This window comes from Actinocorallia libanotica (assembly GCF_039525175.1).
Lineage (GTDB): Bacteria > Actinomycetota > Actinomycetes > Streptosporangiales > Streptosporangiaceae > Actinocorallia > Actinocorallia libanotica.
Genome location: NZ_BAAAHH010000033.1, coordinates 56,832 through 81,048, shown reverse-complemented (window position 1 = coordinate 81,048; position 24,217 = coordinate 56,832). Strand labels below are relative to the sequence as shown.

At 72.3% G+C, this 24,217-nt stretch carries 20 protein-coding genes; 11 read left to right on the top strand and 9 right to left on the bottom strand.

Annotated features, from left to right (window positions below):
• A complete protein-coding gene (mshB, locus tag ABD140_RS30930; protein WP_344244782.1) occupies nt 1–852 on the bottom strand; it encodes an N-acetyl-1-D-myo-inositol-2-amino-2-deoxy-alpha-D-glucopyranoside deacetylase in 852 nt (283 codons plus the stop codon).
• Between the two features lie 146 nt (nt 853–998).
• Between mshB and ABD140_RS30925 the strand changes: the two genes are divergently transcribed.
• Both ABD140_RS30925 and ABD140_RS30920 read left to right on the top strand, forming a co-directional pair.
• A complete protein-coding gene (locus ABD140_RS30925) occupies nt 999–2,762 on the top strand; it encodes an ABC transporter transmembrane domain-containing protein (protein WP_344244780.1) in 1,764 nt (587 codons plus the stop codon).
• A gap of 2 nt (nt 2,763–2,764) precedes the next feature.
• Complete coding sequence (locus ABD140_RS30920) at nt 2,765–4,453, top strand: ABC transporter ATP-binding protein (protein WP_344244778.1); 1,689 nt, start codon at nt 2,765–2,767, stop codon at nt 4,451–4,453.
• Between the two features lie 39 nt (nt 4,454–4,492).
• On the opposite strand, the gene ABD140_RS30915 is transcribed toward ABD140_RS30920, so the two are convergent.
• Nucleotides 4,493–5,461: a LysR family transcriptional regulator gene (locus ABD140_RS30915; RefSeq protein ID WP_344244776.1), complete on the bottom strand. Its 969-nt coding sequence runs from the start codon at nt 5,459–5,461 to the stop codon at nt 4,493–4,495.
• A 282-nt stretch (nt 5,462–5,743) separates the two neighbouring features.
• Between ABD140_RS30915 and ABD140_RS30910 the strand changes: the two genes are divergently transcribed.
• On the top strand, nt 5,744–7,813 hold the full coding sequence (locus ABD140_RS30910; RefSeq protein WP_344244774.1) for a S9 family peptidase: 2,070 nt from the start codon (nt 5,744–5,746) through the stop codon (nt 7,811–7,813).
• A gap of 142 nt (nt 7,814–7,955) precedes the next feature.
• Here ABD140_RS30910 and ABD140_RS30905 read toward each other — a convergent pair whose 3' ends face one another.
• Nucleotides 7,956–8,600, bottom strand: coding sequence for a TetR/AcrR family transcriptional regulator (locus ABD140_RS30905; protein ID WP_344244772.1), 645 nt, complete (start codon nt 8,598–8,600; stop codon nt 7,956–7,958).
• A gap of 213 nt (nt 8,601–8,813) precedes the next feature.
• On the opposite strand from ABD140_RS30905, the gene ABD140_RS30900 reads away from it, so the two are divergent.
• The 5 genes from ABD140_RS30900 to ABD140_RS30880 all read left to right on the top strand — a co-directional run bounded on the left by ABD140_RS30900 (nt 8,814) and on the right by ABD140_RS30880 (nt 13,808).
• Entirely contained in the window at nt 8,814–9,368 is a 555-nt protein-coding gene (locus tag ABD140_RS30900) for a peroxiredoxin-like family protein (RefSeq protein ID WP_344244770.1), read from the top strand.
• 288 nt (nt 9,369–9,656) lie between these two features.
• Nucleotides 9,657–10,346 (top strand): succinate dehydrogenase cytochrome b subunit, encoded by a 690-nt coding sequence (locus ABD140_RS30895; protein ID WP_344244768.1) that lies wholly within the window; start codon nt 9,657–9,659, stop codon nt 10,344–10,346.
• Nucleotides 10,346–12,286 (top strand): fumarate reductase/succinate dehydrogenase flavoprotein subunit, encoded by a 1,941-nt coding sequence (locus ABD140_RS30890; protein ID WP_344244766.1) that lies wholly within the window; start codon nt 10,346–10,348, stop codon nt 12,284–12,286. The genes ABD140_RS30895 and ABD140_RS30890 overlap by 1 nt, the downstream gene beginning before the upstream one ends.
• Before the next feature lie 13 nt (nt 12,287–12,299).
• Nucleotides 12,300–13,040 (top strand): succinate dehydrogenase/fumarate reductase iron-sulfur subunit, encoded by a 741-nt coding sequence (locus ABD140_RS30885; RefSeq protein WP_344244764.1) that lies wholly within the window; start codon nt 12,300–12,302, stop codon nt 13,038–13,040.
• Nucleotides 13,041–13,235: 195 nt separating this feature from the next.
• Nucleotides 13,236–13,808, top strand: coding sequence for a hypothetical protein (locus ABD140_RS30880; RefSeq protein WP_344244762.1), 573 nt, complete (start codon nt 13,236–13,238; stop codon nt 13,806–13,808).
• Nucleotides 13,809–14,155: 347 nt separating this feature from the next.
• Here the strand turns inward: ABD140_RS30880 and ABD140_RS30875 are convergent, their stop codons facing one another.
• The 3 genes from ABD140_RS30875 to ABD140_RS30865 are packed head-to-tail and all read right to left on the bottom strand — an operon-like array spanning nt 14,156 to nt 17,648.
• A complete protein-coding gene (locus tag ABD140_RS30875; protein WP_344244760.1) occupies nt 14,156–14,926 on the bottom strand; it encodes a succinate dehydrogenase/fumarate reductase iron-sulfur subunit in 771 nt (256 codons plus the stop codon).
• Complete coding sequence (locus ABD140_RS30870; protein ID WP_344244758.1) at nt 14,923–16,809, bottom strand: fumarate reductase/succinate dehydrogenase flavoprotein subunit; 1,887 nt, start codon at nt 16,807–16,809, stop codon at nt 14,923–14,925. Before ABD140_RS30870 ends, ABD140_RS30875 begins: the two co-directional genes overlap by 4 nt.
• Nucleotides 16,810–16,817: 8 nt before the next feature.
• Nucleotides 16,818–17,648 (bottom strand): hypothetical protein, encoded by an 831-nt coding sequence (locus ABD140_RS30865; protein WP_344244756.1) that lies wholly within the window; start codon nt 17,646–17,648, stop codon nt 16,818–16,820.
• Nucleotides 17,649–17,940: 292 nt separating this feature from the next.
• Here ABD140_RS30865 and ABD140_RS30860 point away from each other — a divergent pair, with 292 nt between their 5' ends.
• On the top strand, nt 17,941–18,624 hold the full coding sequence (locus ABD140_RS30860; RefSeq protein WP_344244754.1) for a DUF4282 domain-containing protein: 684 nt from the start codon (nt 17,941–17,943) through the stop codon (nt 18,622–18,624).
• Between the two features lie 95 nt (nt 18,625–18,719).
• Nucleotides 18,720–19,364, top strand: a complete 645-nt coding sequence (locus ABD140_RS30855; RefSeq protein ID WP_344244752.1) for a hypothetical protein — start codon at nt 18,720–18,722, stop codon at nt 19,362–19,364.
• 54 nt (nt 19,365–19,418) lie between these two features.
• Here ABD140_RS30855 and ABD140_RS30850 read toward each other — a convergent pair whose 3' ends face one another.
• On the bottom strand, nt 19,419–20,453 hold the full coding sequence (locus tag ABD140_RS30850) for a VldE C-terminal domain-containing protein (protein ID WP_344244750.1): 1,035 nt from the start codon (nt 20,451–20,453) through the stop codon (nt 19,419–19,421).
• A 116-nt stretch (nt 20,454–20,569) separates the two neighbouring features.
• Nucleotides 20,570–21,190, bottom strand: coding sequence for a prepilin peptidase (locus ABD140_RS30845; protein ID WP_344244749.1), 621 nt, complete (start codon nt 21,188–21,190; stop codon nt 20,570–20,572).
• Nucleotides 21,191–21,280: 90 nt separating this feature from the next.
• Between ABD140_RS30845 and ABD140_RS30840 the strand changes: the two genes are divergently transcribed.
• A complete protein-coding gene (locus tag ABD140_RS30840; protein ID WP_344244748.1) occupies nt 21,281–22,093 on the top strand; it encodes an SCO4651 family lipoprotein in 813 nt (270 codons plus the stop codon).
• Here the strand turns inward: ABD140_RS30840 and ABD140_RS30835 are convergent.
• Entirely contained in the window at nt 22,086–24,185 is a 2,100-nt protein-coding gene (locus tag ABD140_RS30835) for a WD40 repeat domain-containing serine/threonine protein kinase (protein ID WP_344244746.1), read from the bottom strand. The two genes, ABD140_RS30840 and ABD140_RS30835, sit on opposite strands and share 8 nt — an antisense overlap.
• Between the last annotated feature and the right edge of the window lie 32 nt (nt 24,186–24,217).

Below are 24,217 nucleotides of genomic sequence, written 5' to 3'. Positions count from 1 at the left end.
TCAGGTTAGCCCGCCGAACAGGTCGTGCTCACGCCCGTCCGGGCCCAGCTGCCCCTGCGGCCCGGCCAGGCGGGTGTAGTACTCCACGCCGAAGGCCTGCTGGCCCACCTTGTTGGAGAGCGCGAAATGGCTGCCCTCGACGGTGATCTGGGTGTGGTGGGCGGCCAGCGCGGCGAGCTTGCGCGGCAGGTAGGCGCGGCAGTCGATGGCCGTGGTCACCTGGTCGTCGGGCACCCCGTAGGGCAGCTCGTCCACGCTGCCGGGGCTGCGGAAGGGGCTGCTGGCCTTCAGCACCGCCACCGAGCGGGCCAGGACCGAGCGCGGCATCGCGATGGCGTAGAACTTGTCGATCTGCCAGTCGGTGCCCTGGGAGTTCTCGAACACCCGCCACGACACCCGGTGCGCCTGGATGTGGTCGGGATGCCCGTAATAGCCGTCGTCGTCGTAGGTGACGATCACCTGCGGCCGCACCTCGCGGACGATCTCCTCCAGCAGCGCGGCCGCCTCGTCCACGTCGGCGTGCCAGAACGCGCCGGGCCGGTCGTTGGAGGACACCCCCGCCATGCCCGAGTCCCGCCAGCGGCCCGCGCCGCCCAGGAACCGGTGGTCCAAGACGCCCAGCGCCTCGCACGCCTTCGCCAGCTCCGAGATGCGGTGCTCGCCCAGCGTGTCCTGCCGGTCGGAGGCCAGGTCGGCGTACTCCGGCGGGATGATCTCGCCCTCCTCGCCGAGGGTGCAGGTCACCAGGGTGACCTGGGCGCCCTCCGCCGCATACCGGGCCATGGTCGCGCCCGTGTTGATCGATTCGTCGTCGGGATGGGCGTGCATGAACAGGATGCGGCGATCGCTCATGTGCAGCAGCGTAGCCAGCGGTATGGACCACTCCGGTTACCAGGGTCCCCGGCGGGGCGTCCGCCGTCGCCTCCACCGGGGACGACCTCGCCACCGGCGGAAAAAACCGTTGGCATCGTCAGCAGTTTGTTACTTACCGTCAGAGGATGCGCCCACTGCCGGTTCCCGATCCCGGAACACCCGACCACCGCGGGCCCTGGCGGTTCCTGGGCTGGTCCGTGCGGGCACAGGCCCGCTCGCTCGTGCCCGCCGTCGCGCTGGGCGTCGTGGGCATGGTCGCCCAGGCGCTGATGCCGGCCGCCATCGGCAAGGCGATCGACCTGGGCCTGGTCGGCCACGACGGGTCCGCGCTGCTGCGCTGGTCGCTGATCCTGCTGCTGCTCGGCCTCGTCCAGGCCGCCGTCGGCACGCCCCAGCACCGGCTGGCGGTCGCCGTGTGGCTCGACGCGGCCTACCGCGTCGTCCAGCTCGTCACCCGCCAGTCCGTCCGGCTCGGCGCGACGCTGTCCCGCCGGCTGAGCACCGGCGAGGTCGTCGCGGTCGGCGTCGCGGACGTCTCCAAGATCGGCAGCGCGGTGGAGATCCTCACCCGTGCCTGCGGGGCGGCGGTGGCGGTCGTGACGGTGACGGTCGTCCTGCTGGCCACCACGCCCCTGCTGGGCGTGGTGGTGCTGCTCGGCGTCCCGCTGATCATGGCGCTCAGCGCGCCGCTGATGCGGCCGGTGCACCGGCGGCGCACCCGCCAGCGCGAGCTGGAGAGCGAGCTGACCGACCAGGCCGCCGACCTCGTCTCCGGGCTGCGGATCCTGCGCGGCCTGGGCGGCGAGGAGCCGTTCGGGCGCGGCTTCCGCGCCAGGTCCCAGCGGCTGCGGCGGGCCGGGACGCACACCGCCGCGGCCGAGGCCACCCTCAAGGGCGCCGGGGCGCTGCTGCCCGGCCTGCTCGTCGTGGCCGTCACCTGGCTGGGCGCCCGCCAGCTGGCCGCCGGGGCGATCGGGCCCGGCGAGCTCGTCGCCGCCTACGGCTACACCGCCTTCCTGGTGGGGCCGCTGTGGACGCTCGCCGAGCTGGCCGAGACCACCATCAGGGGCCATGTGGCGGCGCGCCGGATCGTGCACGTCCTGTCCCTCGAACCCGAGCAGCCCGGCGCGGGGACCCGCGAGCCGGACGAGGCCGCCGTCCTGGCCGACCCCGGCTCCGGGCTGCACGTCATGCCCGGCCTGCTCACCGCGGTCGTCGCGGGCGTGCGGGCGGGCGAGCTCGCCGACCGGCTCGGCGGGTACACCGACGACGACGTCCGCTACGGCGGGGTGCCGCTCGCCGAGCTGGCGGGCCTGCGCCGCCGGATCCTGGTCGCCCGCAACGAGGACCGGCTGTTCACCGGCACCCTGGCCGCCGAGCTGTCCCCCGGCGGCGCCGTGCCGGACGAGGCGGTCCGCGCAGCCTGCGCCGAGGACGTCGTGGAGGCGACCGGGCTGGACGGGTACGTCGCCGAAGGGGGGCGGGAGTTCTCCGGCGGGCAGCAGCAGCGGCTCAAACTGGCGCGCGCCCTGGCCGCCGACCCCGAAGTCCTCGTCCTCGTCGAGCCCACCAGCGCCGTCGACGCCCACACCGAGGCGCGGATCGCCGAACGGCTCGCCGCGCACCGGGCGGGGCGCACCACCGTCGTGTTCACCTCCAGCCCCCTGGTGCTGGACCGCGCCGACCGCGTCGTGTGGATCCCCGACGGGCGGGTCGCCGCCGAGGGCGGGCACCGCGACCTGCTCGACCGGGAGCCGGACTACCGCGCCGCCGTCACCCGCGCCCTGCCGGGGGGCGACCCCCGGGCCCCCGAAGACCGGTCCGGCCGGTCCCCGCTTCGCTCCGGTCGTCCGGACCGGGGCGCCCTGGCCACCGAACCCAAGGAGTGATCATGCGCCTGCCCGTGGCCTCCGCGGCGGAGGTCAAGACGTACGCCCGGCGGCTGGCGCTGCGGCATCCGCGGGAGCTGTCCCTGGCCCTGGTCCTGCACGCGCTGGCCACCGCCAGCGGGCTGACCGTGCCGTGGCTGCTGAGCCGGCTGGTGGAGGACCCCGGCCGGCGGATCGACCTGATCGCGGCGGGCATCGCGCTGTTCGTCGTCCTGCAGGGCGTGCTGACCCGCCAGGCGTTCGCCGTCTCCTCCCGGCTCGGCGAACGGGTGCTGGCCGAGCTGCGCGAGGAGTTCGTCGAACGGGTGCTGCGGCTGCCGCTGGCGACCGTGGAGCGCGCCGGGACGGGCGACCTGCTCTCCCGCACCACCCGCGACATCGACACCCTCAACCGGTCGGTGCGCCAAGCCCTGCTCCAGGTGGTCATCGCGCTGGTCACCTGCCTGTGCACGCTCGGCGCGGTGCTGCTGACCGGGCCTCTGCTGCTGCTCCCCACCCTGCTGGTGCTGCCGGTGCTGTGGCTCAGCACCCGCTGGTACCTCAAGCGCGCCCGCGACGCCTACCTGCGGGAGAACGCCGCCTGGGCCGAGGTCATCGACGGGCTCGCCGAGACGGTCAACGGCGCGCGGACGGTCGCCGCGCTCGGCCGGGAGGAGCTGCGGCGCGAGCACGCCGACGCGCAGATGGCGGGCAGCTACGCGGCCGAACGCGCCTCCCTGCGGCTGCGCACCTTCTGGTACCCGGTCCTGGAGCTGTCCTACGTCCTTCCCGTCACGCTGACCCTGCTGTTCGGCGGCTGGCTCTACCTGGAAGGGCACGTCTCCCTCGCCCAGGTGACGGCCGCGACCCTGTACGTCCAGCAGCTCGCCCACCCGCTGGACATGCTGCTGGCCGAGCTCGACGAGCTCCAGGTCGGCGGGGCCTCGCTCGCCCGGCTGCTGGGCGTCGCCGACCGCGTCGAGGAGCGCGGGGACGGGCCGCTCCCCGACGGGGTGGAGGTGTCCGCGCGGGACGTCCGGTACGCCTACGGCACCCGCGACGTGCTGCACGGGATCGACCTCGACCTGCGGCCGGGGGAGCGGATCGCGGTCGTCGGGCCGTCCGGGGCGGGCAAGTCCACGCTCGGGCGGCTGCTCGCCGGGATCGACGCGCCCCGCACCGGCTCGGTCACCCTGGACTCGGTGCCGCTGGAGGAGCTGCCGCCCGAAGAGCTGCGCCACCGGATCGCGCTGGTCACCCAGGAGCACCACGTCTTCCGCGGCACCCTGCGCGAGAACCTCACCCTCGTCCGGCCCGCCTCCGACGCCGAGCTGCGGGACGCGCTGGCCGCCGTCGGCTGGGAGGGGCCCGGCCTGGAGGCCGCCGTCGGCTCCGGCGGCGCCGACCTCACCCCCGCCCAGGCCCAGCAGCTCGCCCTGGCCCGCCTGGTGCTCGCCGACCCGCACACCCTCGTCCTGGACGAGGCCACCTCGCTGATCGACCCGCGCGCCGCCCGCGAGCTCGAACGCTCCCTCGGCGCCGTCCTGGAGGGCCGCACGGTCGTCGCGATCGCGCACCGCCTCCACACCGCCCACGACGCCGACCGCGACGCCGTCGTCGAGGGCGGCCGCATCACCGAGCTGGGCACCCACACCGAGCTCCTCGCCCTCTCCGGCTCCTACGCCGCCCTCTGGCGCACCTGGAACGCCTGACCGGCCCGCCTCCGGGGGCGTCCCCGGAGGCGGGCCGGGTCACGAGAGGTAGTGGACGCCCTGGGGGAGGGTCTGCTCGCGGGCGGCCTCGGCGACGAACTCCTCCAGGGTCGTGCGGAAGGCGCGGGCCGCGTGGGTGGGGGCGACGTCCTTGCGGTGGGCGATCGCGATGGTGCGCTGCAGGCCCGGCGGGGGCGGGAGCTCGCGGCGGGTCACCGCGGCGGAGTCGGCCGCGAAGGTGAGGGGGACGCCGCGCAGCCTCGGGCGGCCGGCCAGCACCATGCTCGGCACCACGGCGATGCCCAGGCCCACCTCGACGAAGCGCAGGACGGCGTCCATCTCGCCGCCCTCGACGGCGAAGCGCGGCTCGAACCCGGCCTGGCGGCAGGCGGCGATCGTGGAGTCGCGCAGGTCGTAGCCGGAGCGGAACATCACCAGGTCGCGGTCGCGCAGGTCGGAGATGGCCATCGGGGAGCGGCGCGAGCGCTGGTCCGACGGCATCGCCACCACCAGGTTCTCGCGCAGGATCGGGGTGGTCTCCAGCGGGGTGTCCTCGGCCAGCGGCAGGATCACCAGCGCCAGGTCCAGCGAACCGCGCGTCAGCTCGCGCACCAGGTCGCGGGAGCCGCCCTCCTCCACGGTGAGGCTGATGCCGGGATAGGAGTCGTGGAAGCGGCGCAGCACGTCCGCCAGCAGCCCCCCGCACAACGACGGCGTCGCCCCCAGGCGGACCCGGCCGCGCACCAGCCCCGCCAGCTCCCGCACCTCCAGCCGCGCGGTGTCGACGTCGGCGAGGATGCGCTTGGCCAGCGGAAGCAGGATCTCCCCCGCCGGGGTGAGGGTGATGTTGCCGCGCGCCCTGCTGAACAGCGACGCGCCCAGCTCCTTCTCCAGCGTGCGGATCTGCTTGGACAGCGAGGGCTGCGCGATGCCGAGCGACTCGGCCGCCTGCGTGAAGTGGCGGATCTCCGCCACCGCGACGAAGTAGACCAGTTGCTGGAGCTGCACACCGGCCATTGTCGCCTACCGCCCCGCCACGGAGCGCAACCGGTTCCTCCCCGCGGAACCCGGTCACGCAGAGGCGGGCACTGTGCCGTCCGCGGAAGAGCGCACGTCTGACGGCACGCCGACCGTGCCCGAACGCCTGGCTACGCGCGCCGCACGGTCCGCGGAGGAACGCACGCCTGGCGGCGCGCCGCCCATGGCTGAACGCGCGCCGTGCGTGCTGCGCTTTCCACAGAAGGGGGCACGGCGTGGCCGGGTGTCGGAGGTGCGTTTTAGGGTGGGGGCATGACGATCAGCTTCCCTCGGCAGAGTGCCAGGACCCGCCGGTTCACGTTGGGCGCGCCCCGCGGCTTCACCGTCGCTCCCGACGGCTCGTGCGTGGTCTTCCTGCGCAGCCGGGGAGGCACCGACCCGGTCACCTGCCTGTGGCGGCTCGACCCGGCCACCGGCGAGGAGGCGCTGCTCGCCGATCCGGCGCGGCTGGACGTGGACGAGAGCGACCTGCCGGCCGAGGAGCGGGCGCGCCGGGAGCGGGCGCGGGAGGCGGCGGGCGGCATCGTCTCCTACGCCACCGACCAGGCCGTCCGCAAAGCGGTGTTCGCGCTGGCGGGGCAGCTGTTCCTGGTCGACCTGGCGGACGGGTCGGTGCAGCGGCTCCCCGCGGCGACGCCCGCGTTCGACCCGCGGCTCGACCCGCGCGGCAAGCGCGTCGCCTACGTCGCCGAGCGGTCCCTGCACGTGATCGACCTGGCCTCGGGCACCGACACGGTGATGGCGCGCCCGGAGAGCCCGCAGATCTCCTACGGCCTCGCCGAGTTCATCGCCGCCGAGGAGATGGGCCGGATGCGCGGCTACTGGTGGTCGCCCGACGGGCAGCAGCTGCTGGTCTCCCGGGTGGACGAGACGCCGGTGCAGCGCTGGCACATCGCCGACCCGGCCAATCCCGAGCGCCCCGCGCAGGAGATCGCCTACCCGGCGGCCGGCACCGCCAACGCCATCGTCTCGCTGTTCCTGGTGAAGGCCGAGGGCACCGGCAAGACGGCCGTCGCCTGGGACCGCGGCATGTACCCGTACCTGGTCACCGCCTCCTGGGGCGAGCGCGGCCCGCTGATCGTGGTGCAGACCCGCGACCAGCGCACCCTGCGCATCCTGAAGGTGGACGCCCTCGACGGGGAGACCGCCATCGAGCAGGCCGACCACGACCCCGTCTGGCTGGAGGTCGTCCCCGGCGTGCCGGCCCGCACCCGCTCGGGCGCGCTGGTCTGGACGCGGGACGTCGACGACACGCGGCGGCTGACCGTCGGCGGCGAGCCGGTCACCCCCGAGGGGCTGCAGGTCCGCGCGGTGCTGGGGGTCCAGGACGAGTCGGTGCTGTTCACCGCCTCCGAGGAGCCGACCGAGGTGCACGTGTGGCGCCACTCCCCCGACGGCCTCGTCCGGCTCACCGACGAGCCCGGCGTGTACGGGGCGGTCCGCGGCGGCGACGTCACGGTGCTGACGGGCACCGCCCTGTCCGCCACCCGCTCCCGGACGTGGGTGCACGGCACGGACGTGGAGGTCCCCAACCTGGCCGAGCAGCCGGTCATCACCCCGAAGCCCGAGCTGTTCTCCGCCGGGGAGCGCGGGATCCGCACGGCCGTCCTGCTGCCGACCGGCTTCGACCCGGCCTCGGGCGAGCGGCTGCCCGTCCTGATGGACCCGTACGGCGGCCCGCACGCCCAGCGCGTCCTGGCCGTGGGGCGCATGTACTGCGAGGCCCAGTGGCTGGCCGACCAGGGCTTCGCCGTGGTCGTCGCCGACGGCCGGGGCAGCCCGGGCCGCGGCCCCGCGTGGGAGCGCGCGATCGCCGGCGACTTCTGCGAGGTGGTCCTGGACGACCAGATCGCCGCCCTGCACGCCGCCGCCGAGCGCCACCCGCTGGACCTGTCCCGCGTGGCGATCCGCGGCTGGTCCTTCGGCGGCTTCCTGGCCGCCCTGGCCGTGCTGCGCCGCCCCGGCGTCTTCCACGCCGCCGTCGCCGGCGCCCCGGTCACCGACTGGCGCCTGTACGACACCCACTACACCGAGCGCTACCTGGGCCACCCCGACGAGGAGCCCGAGTCCTACACCGCCAACTCCCTCATCGAGGACGCCCCGAAGCTCGAGCGCCCCCTGATGATCATCCACGGCCTCGCCGACGACAACGTCGTGGCCGCCCACACCCTCCGCCTCTCCAGCGCCCTCCTGGCCGCCGGCCGCCCCCACACCGTCCTCCCCCTCTCCGGCGTCACCCACATGACCCCCCAGGAGATCGTCGCCGAGAACCTCCTCCACCTCCAGATCTCCTTCCTCAAGGAGTCCCTCGCCCCCCGCTGACCCCGGAGGCACCCGGACCCCTCCGGACCGGCCGTCGGGCCGGACCGGAGGGGTCCGCTCTGTCAGGCCGGACCGGAGGGGTCCGCTCTGTCGGGCCGGACCGGAGGGTCCACTCTGTCGGGCCGGACCGAGGCGGGTGCCTTTACTTTTCGCCGGTTTCGGGGGTTTCGCCGAGGTGGGCGGCGGCCAGGCCGTTCAGGAGGAGTTCGAGGCCCAGGCGGAACTCCTCCTCGGGGGAGATGGCGGCGGCGTCGCGGGCCGTGGCGGTCAGGAGGGGGAAGTCCGCCGGGGGGAGGGCCGAGAGGCGGCGGGTGCCCTCGCCCTGCAGGGGGGCGCCGTGGGCGAGCTCCAGGGCGCCGATGAGGTGGGCGAGCAGGGCGCGCAGGGCCGCGGCCCGGGCGTGGCCGGTGAGGCCCGCGGCGGTGAGGACGTCCAGGACGGTCTCGGTCCAGCGCAGCAGGGTCGGCGAGGACTGGCGGTGGGCGATCGCCAGGGGGATCGCGGCGGGGTGGGCGGCGACGGCGCGGCGCACCCGTTCGGACAGCTCCAGGAGCCGGTGCCGCCAGGCGCCGTCGGGGGCGGTCAGGTCCACCGGCTCCAGGATCCGCTCCACGACGAGCTCCTCCAGGGCGGAGCGGTCCTCGACGTAGCGGTAGAGCGACATCGTGCCCATGCCCAGCCGGGCGGCGACGGCGCGCATGCTCAGCGCCCCGTGCCCCTCGGCGTCCAGGACGGCCAGGGCGGCGTCGGCGATGCGGGACGGCGTCAGCGATCGGGGTCTCGGCACGGTTGACAGCGTACGGCATACGCCTACAGTGTTGAGCGTATGGCGTACGCCTACGGCGGCAAAGGGCGCCACAGGCCCATGGAGGTAAGCGTGCGTCGTACGCCTACGGCGGCGAGGGCGTTCCGCAGGCCTTCACGCCCCCACCCCCGCACGCCTCCGCCGACCCCGACCCCGACCCCGACCCCGACCCCGACCCCGACCGAGGAGCACATCATGACCCTGAGCCCCGGCGCGTCCCTGCGCTCTCGTGAACTGGAGTCCGTGACCGGGCCCGCCGTACCGGTGCCCAGCCCGGACGCGCTGGTCCACCTGCAGTTCCGGCGGTTCGCCGGCTGCCCCGTCTGCAACCTGCACCTGCGTTCGATCGTCGCCCGGCACGAGGAGATCCGGGCGGCCGGGATCCGCGAGGTCGTCGTCTTCCACTCCCCCGCCGGCCTGCTGCGCGAGCACGTGGCGGAGCTGCCCTTCGCGGTCGTCGCCGACCCGGGCAAGCGGCTCTACCGGGAGTTCGGCGTCGAGTCCGCCAAGCGCTCGCTGCTGCACCCCCGCGCCTGGTGGCCGGTGCTGCGGTCGCTGGCGCGCTCCACCGCGCTGCTGCTGCGCGGCCGAGCCAAGGCTCCGTCCTTCTTTCCCGAAGGGGGAAGGTGGGGGCTGCCCGCCGACTTCCTGATCTCACCGGACGGCCGGGTGCTCGCGGCCAAGTACGGTGAGCACGTCTACGACCAGTGGTCGGTGGACGAACTCCTCGCCCTCGCCGAACGCCGCTGACGCGCCGCCGCCGGAACCCGGCGGCGCCCTTCCGGGGACCCCGGATGAGGGGCGAGAAAACGCCCGATACGGTGAGCATCAAGACGCCATACCACGGGGCGCGGGAAGGCGCGTCGGAGCTGCTCACGGGCCTGCGGGGTTCCCGGTGAGGGTGTGAAGTCCATCACCAGAGTGGTCTGTACCACGGTGCGGATTCGCCTGCTCGGCAGCGTTCATAGCTTCTGGCTATGGAAGCTAGATGGTTCATGACTTGGACCTAATAGTCGCCTGATTTGTACGGTTCGGCGCGTGGCTATAGCGACGATCCCCGCCCTCTACCGGTCCACGGTGGGCAAAAAAGTGATCATGGCCGTGACCGGCGGCCTGATGGTCCTCTTCATTCTCGGGCACATGGTCGGGAACCTGAAGATCTTCTTTGGTCTGGAAGAGTTCAACGGCTATGCGGCCTGGTTGCGCACCCTCGGTGAACCCGCCCTGCACGAGGGCTGGTTCCTGTGGATCCAGCGGGTGGGCCTGCTGGTGGTGGTCATCATGCACTTCGGCTCCGCGGCCGAGCTGACCGCGCGGGCCAAGCGGGCGCGGCCGGTGAAGTACCAGCACCGGGCGAAGGTCAACGGCTCCTACGCGGCGCGCACCATGCGCTGGGGCGGTGTGATCATCCTGCTGTTCATCGTGTGGCACATCCTCGACCTGACGGTCGGCACCGTGAACCCGCACGGCGTGCACGGCGAGGCGTACCAGAACGTGGTCGCCGGCTTCGCCCCCGACCGCTGGTGGGTGACCCTCTTCTACGCGGCCGCCGTCATCGCGCTCGGCTTCCACCTGCGCCACGGCCTGGTCAGCGCGGTCCAGACGCTCGGTCTGAAGAACCCCAAGCACGAGGCCCCGCTGAACCTCTTCGCCACGGCCTTCTCCCTGCTGATCGTGGTCGGATTCCTGGTTGTTCCCTTCTCCGTCACCGTGGGGTTGATCGACTGATGAGCGAGACCGAATACTTCAGCGTCGGCGAACCGGTCGCCGACACCAAGGCGCCCGCGACCACCCCCATCGCGGACCGCTGGACCCAGCGCAAGTTCGACGTGAAGCTCGTCAACCCGGCGAACAAGCGCAAGAAGACCGTCATCATCGTCGGCACCGGCCTGGCCGGCGGCTCGGCGGGCGCCACCCTGGGCGAGCTGGGCTACAAGGTCATCCAGTTCTGCTTCCAGGACTCCCCGCGCCGCGCCCACTCCATCGCCGCGCAGGGCGGGATCAACGCCGCGAAGAACTACCGCAACGACGGCGACTCGGTGCACCGGCTGTTCTACGACACGGTCAAGGGCGGCGACTTCCGCGCCCGCGAGTCCAACGTGCACCGCCTGGCGGAGATCTCCACCCAGATCATCGACCAGTGCGTCGCGCAGGGCGTCCCGTTCGCCCGCGAGTACGGCGGCCTGCTCGACAACCGCTCCTTCGGCGGCGCGCAGGTCTCCCGCACCTTCTACGCCCGCGGCCAGACGGGCCAGCAGCTGCTGCTCGGCGCCTACCAGGCGCTGATGCGCCAGGTGGACCTGGGCAACGTCGAGCTGCACGCCCGGCACGAGATGCTCGACCTGATCATGCACGAGGGCAAGGCGCGCGGCGTCGTCGTGCGCGACCTGATCTCCGGCGAGATCAAGTCCTACACCGCCGACGCGGTCGTGCTGGCCACCGGCGGCTACGGCAACGTGTACTTCCTGTCCACCAACGCCATGGGCTCCAACGTCACGGCGGCCTGGCGGGCGCACAAGAAGGGCGCGCTGTTCGCCAACCCCTGCTACACGCAGATCCACCCGACCTGCATCCCGGTCTCCGGCGACCACCAGTCGAAGCTGACCCTGATGTCGGAGTCGCTGCGCAACGACGGCCGCGTGTGGGTGCCCAAGGAGGCGGGCGACGCCCGCAAGCCCTCCGACATCCCCGAGGACGAGCGCGACTACTACCTGGAGCGCATCTACCCGGCGTTCGGCAACCTGGTGCCGCGTGACATCGCCTCCCGCGCCGCCAAGAACGTCTGCGACGAGGGCCGCGGCGTCGGCCCCGGCGGCCTGGGCGTCTACCTGGACTTCAAGGACGCGATCACGCGTCTGGGCCGCAAGGCCGTCGAGGCCAAGTACGACAACCTCTTCCAGATGTACGAGCGCATCACGGGTGAGAACCCCTACGAGCAGCCGATGCGCATCTACCCCGCCGTGCACTACACGATGGGCGGCCTGTGGGTGGACTACGACCTCGAGTCGACCATCCCCGGCATGTTCGTGCTCGGCGAGGCCAACTTCTCCGACCACGGCGCCAACCGCCTCGGCGCGTCCGCGCTGATGCAGGGTCTGGCCGACGGCTACTTCGTCATCCCCCAGACCATCGGCGACTACCTGGCGAAGAACCCGGCCACCCCGGTGCCGGACGCGACCGTCCAGGAGGTCGAGGACACCGTCAAGGGCCAGGTCGAGAAGTTCCTCTCGATCAAGGGCAACCGGACCGTGGACTCCTACCACCGCGAGCTCGGCCACATCATGTGGGAGTACTGCGGCATGGAGCGGACCGACGAGGGCCTGCGCAAGGCCATCAGCCTCATCCGCGACCTGCGCGAGGACTTCTGGCAGAACGTGACGGTGCCGGGTTCCGGCGACGACCTGAACCAGTCGCTGGAGAAGGCCGGCCGCGTCGCGGACTTCCTGGAGCTCGGCGAGCTCATGTGCATCGACGCGCTGCACCGCACCGAGTCCTGCGGCGGCCACTTCCGCGCCGAGTCCCAGGACGAGGAGGGCGAGGCCAAGCGCGACGACGAGAACTTCGCCTACGCCGCGGCCTGGGAGTGGACCGGCGGCGACAAGCCGGTGCTCCACAAGGAGGAGCTCCTCTTCGAGTACGTCAAGCCCAGCACCCGCTCTTACAAGTAAGAGGCGCACACCCATGAAGCTCAAGCTCCGCATCTGGCGTCAGAAGAACGCGGCCGACAAGGGCCAGATGGTCACCTACGACGTCGACGGCATCTCCGAGGACGCCTCGTTCCTGGAAATGCTCGACGTGCTCAACGAGCGCCTCATCCTGGAGGGCGAGGAGCCGATCGCGTTCGACCACGACTGCCGTGAGGGCATCTGCGGCATGTGCTCGCTGGTGATCAACGGCCAGCCGCACGGTCCCGAGCGCAACACCACCACGTGCCAGCTGCACATGCGCAAGTTCAAGGACGGCGAGACGATCGACGTCGAGCCGTGGCGGGCCAAGGCCTTCCCGGTCGTCAAGGACCTGGTGGTCGACCGCGGCGCCTTCGACAAGATCATCGAGGCGGGCGGCTACATCTCCGCCCCGACCGGCACCGCGCCGGACGCGCACGCCACCCCGGTGCCCAAGGCCGACGCCGACAAGGCGTTCGTCGCCGCCGAGTGCATCGGCTGCGGCGCGTGCGTGGCGGCCTGCCCGAACGGTTCCGGCTCGCTGTTCATGTCGGCGAAGATCTCGCACCTGGGCCTGCTCCCGCAGGGCCAGCCCGAGCGCGACAGCCGCGTCATCAACATGATCAAGACCCACGACGACCTGGACTTCGGCGGCTGCACCAACACCGGCGAGTGCACCGTGGCGTGCCCGAAGGGCATCCCGCTGGAGTTCATCGGCCGGATGAACAAGGACTGGCTGAAGGCCTCCGGCAAGTAGCCTTCACCGCGACCGGAGAGACGCTTCAGGGCCCGGCCCTGAAGCGTCTTTCTCTTTCCCACCGTCACACTTTGGACCAGAAGGGGACAGATCTTGAAAATAGTTCATTTCTGTCACTAGTCTTAGCAGGCTCAACGCGAGGGGTGCCCAGCCCCCTCCTCGCCATTCCCCCCGTTCCGCGCACGAGGAGCCCCCTTGAAGATCCGCAAGCCGGCGCTGGCCGCCGCGACGCTGGCCCTGGCCATCACCCCGGCGCTCACCGCCGTCACCCCCGCGCAGGCCGCGCCGGCCCCGTCCGTGGTCCTGGCCGCCGCCGCCGAGGAGCTCAGCCTCGTCGAGCAGATCCTCACCGCCTTCCCCCCGGCCATGGCCGAAGCCGCCCGCCAGATCCTCGCCGGCGACCTCTCCCAGATCTTCGTGCTGTTCGGCGAGGCCACCAAGCTGACGCCGACCCAGATCAACACCATCTTCGCCACGCTGCAGGAGATCCTGGGCCAGTTCGGCGGCCTCCCGACCGAGCCCGTCCCGACCACGCCGCCCGCCGAGCCCGCGCCGGCCCCCGCCCCCACCACCGAGGCCCCCGCCCCGGTGACCACCCCCGCCTCGGCCACCGGCGGTCCGGTCTTCGTCCAGGTCGGCGCCCCCGCGGACACCGCCGACCAGAAGGCCGCCTGGATCCTGGAGGCCCTGCTGAAGGACGCCGGCAAGAAGCGCAGCGGCGCCCTCCTGGCCAACATCCTGGTCAACGTGGTCCTGGCCGCCCAGTAACCGCACCTCCCCGAAAGCCCTCGCCCCTCCCGGGCCGGGGGCTTTCGCCGTCTCCGAACCCAGGACCCGCCGAGGCCGGTCCCCACCGGCGCATCCCTGCGCGTTCCTCGTCGCCCCTGTTCCAGAAAAGAGAAACCATTTCCTCTGTCCCCCACGCAATTCTCTTTCCCGTCTTGTGGAGGGTGCCGGGAGATGCGGATACCGGCGGAATGCAGGTCAATGGTCCGATGACGCGGTGCCGAACGCCATGAAGGCGTCGTACGGCGAGGTCGTCGTCGACGGGCGGGAAGGAGACGAGGCCCCCGCGTGGGCGGGGGCCTCGTCGCGCCTCGGGCGCTCGCCGCGGCTCAGGCGCTGGGGGTGTCCTGGCCCTTGCGGACGATGCCGAGCTTGGAGCCCAGCCAGACCAGGGGGTCGTACTTCTTGCCCGCCACACGCTCCTTCATGGGGATGAGGGCGTTGTCGGTGATCTTGATGTGCTCGGGGCAGACCTCGGTGCAGCACTTGGTGATGTTGCACAGGCCGAGGCCGTGGTCGGACTGGGCGATCTCACGGCGGTCGCGGACGTCGGCGGGGTGCATCTCCAGCTCGGCGATGCGCATGAGGAAGCGCGGGCCGGCGAACTGCGGCTCGTTCTCCTCGTGGTCGCGGATGACGTGGCAGACGTTGTTGCACAGGAAGCACTCGATGCACTTGCGGAACTCCTGCGAGCGCTCCACGTCGACCTGCTGCATGCGGAAGTCGCCGGGCTTGACGTCGCCGCCGTCGAACGCCGGGATCTGCCGCGCCTTCTCGTAGTTGAAGGACACGTCCGTGACGAGGTCGCGGATCACCGGGAACGTGCGGACGGGGGTGACCGTGATGGTCTCGTCCTCGGTGAACGTCGACATGCGGGTCATGCACATCAGCCGCGGCTTGCCGTTGACCTCGGCCGAGCAGGAACCGCACTTGCCCGCCTTGCAGTTCCAGCGCACCGCCAGGTCGGGGGTCTGGGTGGCCTGCAGCCGGTGGATGACGTCGAGGACGACCTCGCCCTCGTTCACCTCGATCTCGAAGTCCTGCAGCGAGCCTTCGCCGCTGTCCCCGCGCCAGACGCGGAACTTGGCCAGGTAGCTCATGAGGGGATCTCCTCGTCGGTGAGGTACTTCTTCAGCTCCGTGTCCTCGAAGAGGGCCATCAGGTCCGCGCGCATCGGCTCCATCGGCTGGCGGCGCAGCGCCACCCTGCCCTGCTCGTCGCACTGGCAGACGAGGTTGACCTTGCGCCATTCCGCCGACATCGCCGGGTGGTCCTCGCGCGTGTGGCCGCCGCGCGACTCCTCGCGCTCCAGCGCGGCCTTGGCCACGCACTCGGAGACGATCAGCATGTTGCGCAGGTCCAAGGCCAGGTGCCAGCCCGGGTGGTAACCGCGCCCGCCGGGCCCGGCCTCGGCCACGCCGACGGCCGCCACCCGCTCGCGCAGCTTGTCCAGGGACGCCAGGGCCGTCTCCAGCTCGCTCTCGGTGCGGATGATGCCCACCAGCTCGTTCATGGTCTGCTGGAGCTCGGCGTGCACCGCGTACGGGTTCTCGCCGCCGGGGCGGGTGAACGGCTCCAGCGCCTCGGTGGCCGCGGCGTGGACCTCCTCGTCGGGCACCGCGACCGGGTCCTGGAGCGCCTCCACGTAGTCGACGGCACCGCCGCCGGCGCGGCGGCCGAACACCAGGAGGTCGGTCAGCGAGTTGCCGCCCAGCCGGTTGGAGCCGTGCATGCCGCCCGAGCACTCCCCGGCCGCGAACAGGCCCGGCACCAGCGCCGCGCCGGTGTCGGGGTCGACCTCGATGCCGCCCATGACGTAGTGGCACGTCGGGCCGACCTGCATCGGCTCCTTGGTGATGTCGACGTCGGCCAGCTCCTTGAACTGGTGGTACATCGACGGGAGCCGCCGGATGATCTCCTCGGCCGGCATCCGGGAGGAGACGTCCAGGAAGACGCCGCCCTGCGGGGACCCCCGGCCGGCCTTCACCTCGGAGTTGATCGCGCGTGCCACCTCGTCACGGGGAAGCAGCTCCGGCGGGCGCCGGTTGTTGTCGGCGTCGGTGTACCAGCGGTCGCCCTCCTCCTCGGTGGTGGCGTACTGCTCCTTGAAGACGTCGGGGATGTAGTCGAACATGAAGCGCTTGCCCTCGGAGTTGGTCAGCACCCCGCCGTCACCGCGCACGGACTCGGTGACGAGGATGCCCTTGACCGACGGGGGCCAGACCATGCCGGTGGGGTGGAACTGGACGAACTCCATGTTGATGAGCGTCGCCCCGGCCAGCATCGCCAGCGCGTGCCCGTCCCCGGTGTACTCCCAGGAGTTGGACGTCACCTTGAACGCCTTGCCGATGCCGCCGGTCGCCAGGACGACGGCCGGCGCTTCGAAGACGACGAACTTCCCCGTCTCGCGGACGTAGGCGAACGCGCCGCAGATCCGGTCGCCGTTCTTCAGCAGCTTGGTGACGGTCGTCTCGGCCCACACCTTGATGCGCGCCTCGTAGTCGCCGAACTCGGCGTGGTCCTCCTGCTGGAGGGAGACGATCTTCTGCTGGGTGGTGCGGATCAGCTCCAGGCCGGTGCGGTCGCCCACATGCGCCAGGCGGGGATAGGTGTGGCCGCCGAAGTTGCGCTGGGAGATCTTGCCGTCCTTGGTGCGGTCGAAGAGCGCGCCCCAGGCCTCCAGCTCCCAGACCCGCTCCGGCGCCTCCTTGGCGTGGAGTTCGGCCATCCGCCAGCTGTTGAGGAACTTGCCTCCGCGCATGGTGTCGCGGAAGTGCACCTGCCAGTCGTCGTTGCTGTTGACGTTGCCCATCGCGGCGGCGGCGCCGCCCTCGGCCATGACCGTGTGCGCCTTGCCGAACAGCGACTTGGAGATGACCGCGACCTTCTTGCCCCGCAGCCGCGCCTCGATGGCCGCGCGGAGGCCGGCGCCGCCCGCCCCGATGACGACGACGTCGTAGGAGTGTCGTTCGATTTCTGTCATGAGGACCTTCAGTTGAAGAAGCGGAGGTCGTTGATGGTGTCGCTCGCCACGAGCATCACGTAGAAGTCGGCGACCACCAGGGAGCCGAGCGTGATGAGGGCGTACGTGCCGTGCTGGGCGTTGATCTTCGAGACCCAGGTCCACAGCCGGTAGCGGACGGGGTGCTTGGAGAAGTTCTTCAGCCTGCCGCCCATGACGTGCCGGCAGGAGTGGCACGAGAGCGTGTACAGCCACAGCAGGATGACGTTGGCCAGGAGGATGAGGCTGCCCAGGCCGATGCCGAATCCGCCGTCCTTGCCCTTGAAGGCCAGGATCGCGTCATAGGTATTGATCAGCGAGATGACGGCGGCGATGAGCCAGAAGTACCGGTGCAGGTTCTGGCCGATGAGCGGGAAGCGCGTCTCACCCGTGTACCTGGCGTGCGGCTCGCGGACCGCGCACGCCTGCGGGGACGCCCAGAACGACCGGTAGTAGGCCTTGCGGTAGTAGTAGCAGGTCAACCGGAACAGCAGCAGGAAAGGCAGGGAGACCAGCGCGTAGGGAATGAAAAAAGGCACGTTCGCGGGTACGAACGTGCCGAAGTGCGCGGCGCTCCCCGTCACCCCGTCCAACGTGACGCTGTTGCACGCCTCGTTCACACAGGGCGAGTAGAACGGCGTCAGGTAGTTGTACTCCGGGACGTAGAAGGCGCTTCCCCACATCGCGCGGACCGTGGCGTACACGACCCAGGCGGTGAAGAAAATGAAGGTGACATAGGGGTACTTGCGCCAGTTGTCGGTACGGAAGGTCTTTGCCGAGATCCGCGCCCGCGTCTTCGCGGGCGCTTCGACCGTAGCCATCGCAGCCTCCTCAGGGGTCTGAGGAAGGCGACCTTACGCTCTTCCCCAGCCGATGTGACACAGCTAACACCGAGTCATCCATCTGTGATGCTCATCACATATGCTCTCCCCCTTCTCGATAGCCGTGGGCTATGGACAGGACATCTGGACGGAATTGTTTTAGGACAGTCGCTTTGCCGGTTACGCCCTTTCCCTCTTCCCCGGCGGCGGAACCTCACCCCGTGTCCAGCCGTCCGCCACAGGCCACGCGACTTAAGGTGGAAGCAGATTCCCCGATGACAGGAGCAGGCGGATGACGACCCCGTCCGAACAGCCGAGGTTCAACCCCCAGCAGTACGGATACGGCACGACTCCGCCCCCCGAGCAGTCCGGGCGCCCCGCCGCGCAGAACCCGCCCGGCCAGCAGGGCCAGCAGGGCCAGCCCGCGCAGCAGGGTCAGCCCGGCCGGCCGCAGAACGCGCCGCGCCCGTGGCAGCCCGGCCCCCAGCACACCGGCCCGCAGCAGCAGGTGCCGCCCGGCCACACCGGCCCGCAGCCCGTCCTGCCGCCGCAGGGGCACACGGGGCCGCAGCAGGCGCTCCCGCCGCAGCACCGCCCGCCGGGCCAGCCGGGGCAGCCGGGGCCCGGCCAGTCGCAGGGGCACCCCGTCGTGCGCAGGAAGGGGTTCTTCGGCGCGCTGCTGGACACGCGGTTCGACGCGATGGTCACCCCGATGCTCGTCCGCGGCTTCTACCTGCTGTCCCTGGCGATCATCACGTTGTTCAGCGTGCTGCTGTTCCTGGGCATCTGGGGCCTGGGCGGCTCCAGCCCCTACGACGAGGGGTCCGACTGGCCCTTCTACGCCGCGATCGTCGTCACCCCGCTGTTCTGGCTGTTCCAGGTGGTGCTGGTGCGCCTGGCGCTGGAGTTCGTCATCAACCAGTTCAAGATCACCGAGGAGCTGCAGAAGATCCGCCGCAACACCTCGGGCCGCTGAGACCCGCCGCGCGGCCGGAACAGGCCGCGCGGCGAACTTCCGGACGAGGAGTGATCTCTACTCCTGGGCAGTCCCCCTTACCTCAGGAGTCTCCCGTGTTCACCCGCGTCACCCTGTGCACGATCGCCGGCGCCCTGCTGCTGACCGGCTGCCAGGACGAGCAGCCCCCGAGCCCGCCCGCGGCGCCGGAGGCGCCGTCCGCCTCCTCGCCCTCCGCTCAGCCTCCCGCGCAGGGGCAGGTGCTCAGGGCGCGCGGCCTCACCGTCGCCGTCCCCGCCGGGTGGCAGCAGGTCGACCCCACCACGGACGCCTCCGAGGTCGTCCAGGTCTCCTGGGGCGTCAAGGACAACCCGTTCGGCGAGCTCGTCACCGGCCTGCACGCCGAGCTCAAGAAGAAGGGCGCGGTCTGGGCGCTCGATCCGGCCACCGGCCCGTTCGCCCACCACCTGAGCGCCGCCTGCGACTCCGGCGGCCTCACCGGCAGCGACCTGGAGTCCCTGCGCAAGAAGGCCCAGCTCAAGCCGGGCGCCCAGGTCGAGGACACCCAGGTCGGCGGGAAGCCCGCGTTGCGCATCACCCAGACCGGCACCCGCGACTACGACAAGGTCTCCTACCGGACCGTGGAGGTCCGCGTCCCCGTCTCCGCCGACGAGTACTGCTACGTCTCCCTCGAAGGCGCGCCGGAGACCCTCACCCCCGCGGTCACCGACCCGATCCTCGGCTCCTTCACCCTGGGCTGAGCCGGTGGCGCCGCCCCGCGGCGAGACGGGCGCGGGGCGGGTGCGGGGCGGGACTCAGTACATCGAGATGTGCACGTGGTCCCAGTGGTTCTGGGTGATGCTGCCGCGGTTCTCCATGGGACGCCAGCCCTCTCCGGCGCGCTCGATGTTCCAGATGCGCTGCTTCCAGATGACGTAGTGGATGCCCAGTTCCTTGGCGTTCGCCACGGCCCAGGCGGCGATGGCGTCGCCGCGCGCCTCCTGGGCGCCGGTGGGCATCTGCCCGTAGGGGCCGGTCATGAAGTCGCAGGCCCTGCCCTTGCCGTGGTCCTGGGGGTCGCCGACCCGCAGGCACCCCACCGGGTAGGGGGCGCCGAAGTTCTCGATGACCTTCGCGCGCATCTCGGCGGTGCGGGCGGTGATGCCGCCGGGACCGACGGCCTCCGGCGGGTAGTTGCCGCCGTCCTCGTCCGCCGGCAGGCCCGTGTAGGCGATGGGATCGGCCTTGTCGACCAGGCGCAGCTTGATGAGCTTCTCGATGGTGCCGCGGTCGCCGCCCGGGAAGACCTTGACGCCGTCGCAGTACAGCTCGTAGGCGACGCCCTCGCCGTAGACGGGAACGCACAGCGGCCACTTCACGGTGGCGAACGCGGTGGCGGTGCCCGCGCGGCCCTGGCCCTTCTCCCCCGAGGCGTCGGTGCAGTCCTCGGCGTTCCCGGCCTGCTCGCCCTCCTCCAGCAGCTGGCAGTCCTTGGTCTTCACCGAGACCTTCACGGTGTCGCCCGCGATGCCGCTGAGCTCCGGTTCGCCGTCCAGGACGGTGCCGTTCTCGTCGGCGTACCGCGCGGCGGAGGGCTGCGGGCCGCCGGGGACGTCCCAGTAGCCCGCCACGGACGGGTCCATGCCGGTCAGCGCGAGGTCCACCCCCGCGTCGCGCAGCGGGGCCAGCGCGCCGAGCGCGGCGGCGTCCGCGCCGGTCTGCGCGCGGGTCCGCATGTCGCCGGCCTGCGCGATCCGCGACAGCAGGAGCAGGGCCATCGCCAGGAACAGCACCATGCCCATCATCAGCACGGGGGTGGCCGCGCCCTCGTCCCGCCGTCGGCCTTGCATCCGCCTCAGCATCGAGCACCCCCCGGGGGAACGGCAGTGTCGAAACGGACCACGAGGTCCCCGAGCAACCTAGAGGGGAGCGGGCGGGTACGGACAGGGCCCGTGGGCCCAATCCGTCACACCAGCAGCACCGCCGCCAGCGCTCCGGCGATCATGAACGGGCCGTAGGGGAAGTGGGTGCGGCGCCTGCCGCGCAGCAGCAGCGCCGCGCCCCACAGGCCGCCGGCCAGCATGCCGCCGGTCATGCCCCAGATCCAGGCGTCCAGGCCGAGCCAGCCCAGGTAGAGGCCGAGCACCCCGGCGAGTTTCACGTCGCCGCGTCCGATCGCGTCGGGGAGCAGGAAGTGCTGCACCCCGTAGACGAGCCACAGCGCGGCCAGCCCGATCAGCCCGAAGACGAGCCGCGGCCAGCCGAGTTCGGTGAAGGGCGCGGCGGCCGCGAGCAGCAGCGGTCCGACGAGGTAGGACGGCAGGGTGTAGGGGTCGGGAAGGCGCTGCACGGCCAGGTCGATGAAGGTCAGCAGGGCGCAGACGACGCCGAGGTAGAGGTAGGGGACCAGGACGGGCGCGAAGCCGAACCGCGCGGCCAGCGCCGCCGAGACCCCGCCCGCGGTCGCCGCGATCGCCGCCCGGCGGCGGGCCGTCAGCCTCCCGACGTACCGTTCGGCGGTCGGGGCGAGGAACCAGCCGGCGGCCAGCCCCGCCGCGCCCACTCCCGTACACAGCACCACGAGCATGGACGGAAACTGTAGGAACGGTACGGGCCGCCCCGACAGGGTCCCTGGGCCCAAGCCCCGGCGGGGCCGGTCCCGCTAGCCTCGATCGTCATGATCAGCTCTTTCCGGAACCTTCTCCCCGTCCCCCTGCTGATCCCCGCGCTCCTGGTCGGCGGCTGCTCGCCGGACGGGGCCGCGAAGCCGGAGACGTCGCCGGGCAAGCCCGCTGCGAGCGCACCGCCGCAGGACGCCGCCCCGCTGCCCGCCGTGGAGCTGCCGGACTCCCCCGGCGCGCTGGTCGACACGATCAGCGGGCGGGTGAAGGAGGCGGGCAGTGTGCACGCCGAGATCGCCTCCCAGGGCGAGGGCGGTGAGTCGGGCAGCGCCGACCTGCGCACCGACACCGAGTCCCCCGCGCTGCGGATGACCGTCACCGGCCCGCCCACCACCCACGCGGTGGTCCTGGACGGCGTCGTCTACGCCCGTGCCGAGGGCGAGGAGATCGAGCCGGGCAAGCCGTGGGCCAGGCTCGCCCACGACGAGATCCCGGCCGAGCCCGCCGAGGTCAAGCAGATGCTCACCGCCCTGCTCGGCGGCATCGAGTCGGCGCTGCGGGAGATCTCGGTGGACACCGGGCTCGCGCTCGTGCGGGAGGGCGAGTTCAAGGGCGACCCCGCCGCCGAGAACCTCGACGGCACGTCCGTCCGCCGGTACGAGGGCGAGACCGACCCGGCCAAGGTGACCGAGGAGAAGTTCAAGGGCTCCGGCACGGTCGGCTGGACGCTGTGGGTCGGCACGGACGGGCTGCCCCGCCGGTTCTCCGCCGTGATGAAGGGCGCGGGCCTCACCGTCGACTACTCCCGCTGGGGCGTGCCGGTGACCGTGGAGGCGCCGCCCGCCAACCAGGTGGCCTCGCTCAGCTGATGCGCCACAACCGGATCGTGCGGTCGGCGCCCGCGGTGACCAGGCCGGTGCCGTCCGGGCCGAACCCGGCCGCGAAGACCCAGTCGGTGTGGCCGGCGGCGACGGCCGTGGCGCTGCCGGTGGCGGCGTCCCACAGGCGGACGGTGCGGTCGTGACCGGCCGACACCAGCGCCGTGCCGTCACGGCTGAAGCCCACCGTGTCGACCCGGCCGCGGTGGCCGTCGAGCACCGCCAGGAGCCGCCCGGTGGCGGTGTCCCAGATCCGCACGGTGTTGTCGGCGCCGCCGGAGGCCAGGCGGGCGCCGTCCGGGCTGAACCGCACGGCCTGCACCCAGTAGGCGTGCCCGGTCAGCACCCGGCGCGGACTCCCGGTCGCGGTGTCCCACAGGCGGATCGTCCGGTCGTTGCTCGCCGTCGCCAGGGTCCGCCCGTCGGGGCTGTGGTCGACGGAGGTGACCCAGTCGGTGTGCCCTTCGAGGACGCGCAGCGTCTTCCCGGTGCCGGTGTCCCACAGGCGGGCCCTGCCGTCGTGGCTGCCGGTCGCCAGGACCGTCCCGTCGGGGCTCCAGCTGAGCGCGGCGACCCACGACGGGTGCGCCAGCGCCTTCAGCTCCCTGCCGCCGGACACCTCGACGAGCCGCGCGGAGTTGTCGGAGGCCGCCGAGGCGAGGGTGCTCCCGTCCGGGCTCAGCTCGAGGCTGCTGCGGATGCCCCGGTAGGTGCGGACGACCTTCCGCTCGGCGACGTTCCAGCGCAGCACCGCCTCGGCGCTGCTGGTGAACAGCTCGGTGCCGTCGGCGTTGTAGAGGGCGGCGTAGACGGTGTCCGGCTGGGCGGGCAGGACCGCGGCCTCGGTGAGCCGGCGGGGCGGCGCGGTGCCGGTGAGCGTCGGCGGGCCGCCGGGCCGCGGCTCGCCGTCGCCGTCCCGCAGCAGCAGCGCCGCGGGGATCGCGGCCAGGAGCGCCGTCCCCGCCGCGGCGCCCAGCAGGACCCGGCGGCCGGGCCGCGCCGGTCCCTCCAGTGCGTCCAGTGCGTCCAGTGCGTCCGAGCCGTCCGGCTCGTTCGGACCGTTCGGACCGTCCGGCGCGGGCAGGCCGAGCGGCTCGGTGGGCGCGGCGCCCAGGGAGCCACCGCCCGGCTCGGTGGCGGGCCCGTCGAGCTCCTCGTGCCGGACGGGCGCGTCGGGCTCGCCGGTCGGGGGCTCCTCCCGCGCCGTGCCGGGAAGCTCCATCAGCCGGGTCTCGGCGAGCCCGTCGCCCTCCTCGCCCTCCTCGCCCTCCGCCGGCCCGCCGTCGTGGGCGAGCAGGGCGAGCAGCGCGCCGGTGGCGGTGGGCCGGTCAGCGGGGTCCTTGGCCAGGCAGGACGCCACGACCGAGCGCAGCGGCTCGGTGAGCGCCGTCAGGTCGGGCTCCTCGTGCAGGATGCGGTGCAGGACGGCCGGGATGGTGTCGCTGCCGAACGCCGGTGTCCCCGTCGCGGCGAACACCAGGGTGACGCCCCAGCCGAACAGGTCGCTGCGGGCGTCGGCGGTCGCGCCGGAGACGACCTCCGGGGCGACGAACGCGGGGGTGCCGATGGAGTCGGTGGTGGCGGTCCCGCCGGTGATCCGGGCGAGCCCGAAGTCGATGACCCGCGGCCCGTCCGGGCCGTAGATGATGTTGCCGGGCTTGAAGTCGCGGTGGACGATCCCCGCCCGGTGGATGGCCGCCAGCGCGGTGAGCGTGGCGGTCGCCAGCCGCTCCAGCGCGTCGGGGCCGCGCGGCCCCTCGGCGCGCACCAGCCGGGCCAGGGTCGGCCCCGGCACGTACTCGCTGACCACATACGGCCGGTCGCCGCTGGTGTCCACGTCCAGCACCCTGGCGGTGCAGAACTGCCGCACCCGGCGCAGCGCCTCGATCTCCCGGAGCAGCCTGCGGCGCGCCTTAGGATCGCGGGACAGCCGTGCGTGCAGCACCTTCACCGCCACCCCGCGGCCGTCGGGCGCCTGCGCGAGGTAGACCACCCCCTGGCCGCCCGTACCCAGCCGGCCCACCAGGCGGTAGCCGCCGATCCGCCGCGGATCGTCGCGGTCGAGCGGGCTCGCAGCCGACACCCCGTGCCTCCGAGAACGTTCGAGGCGATCTG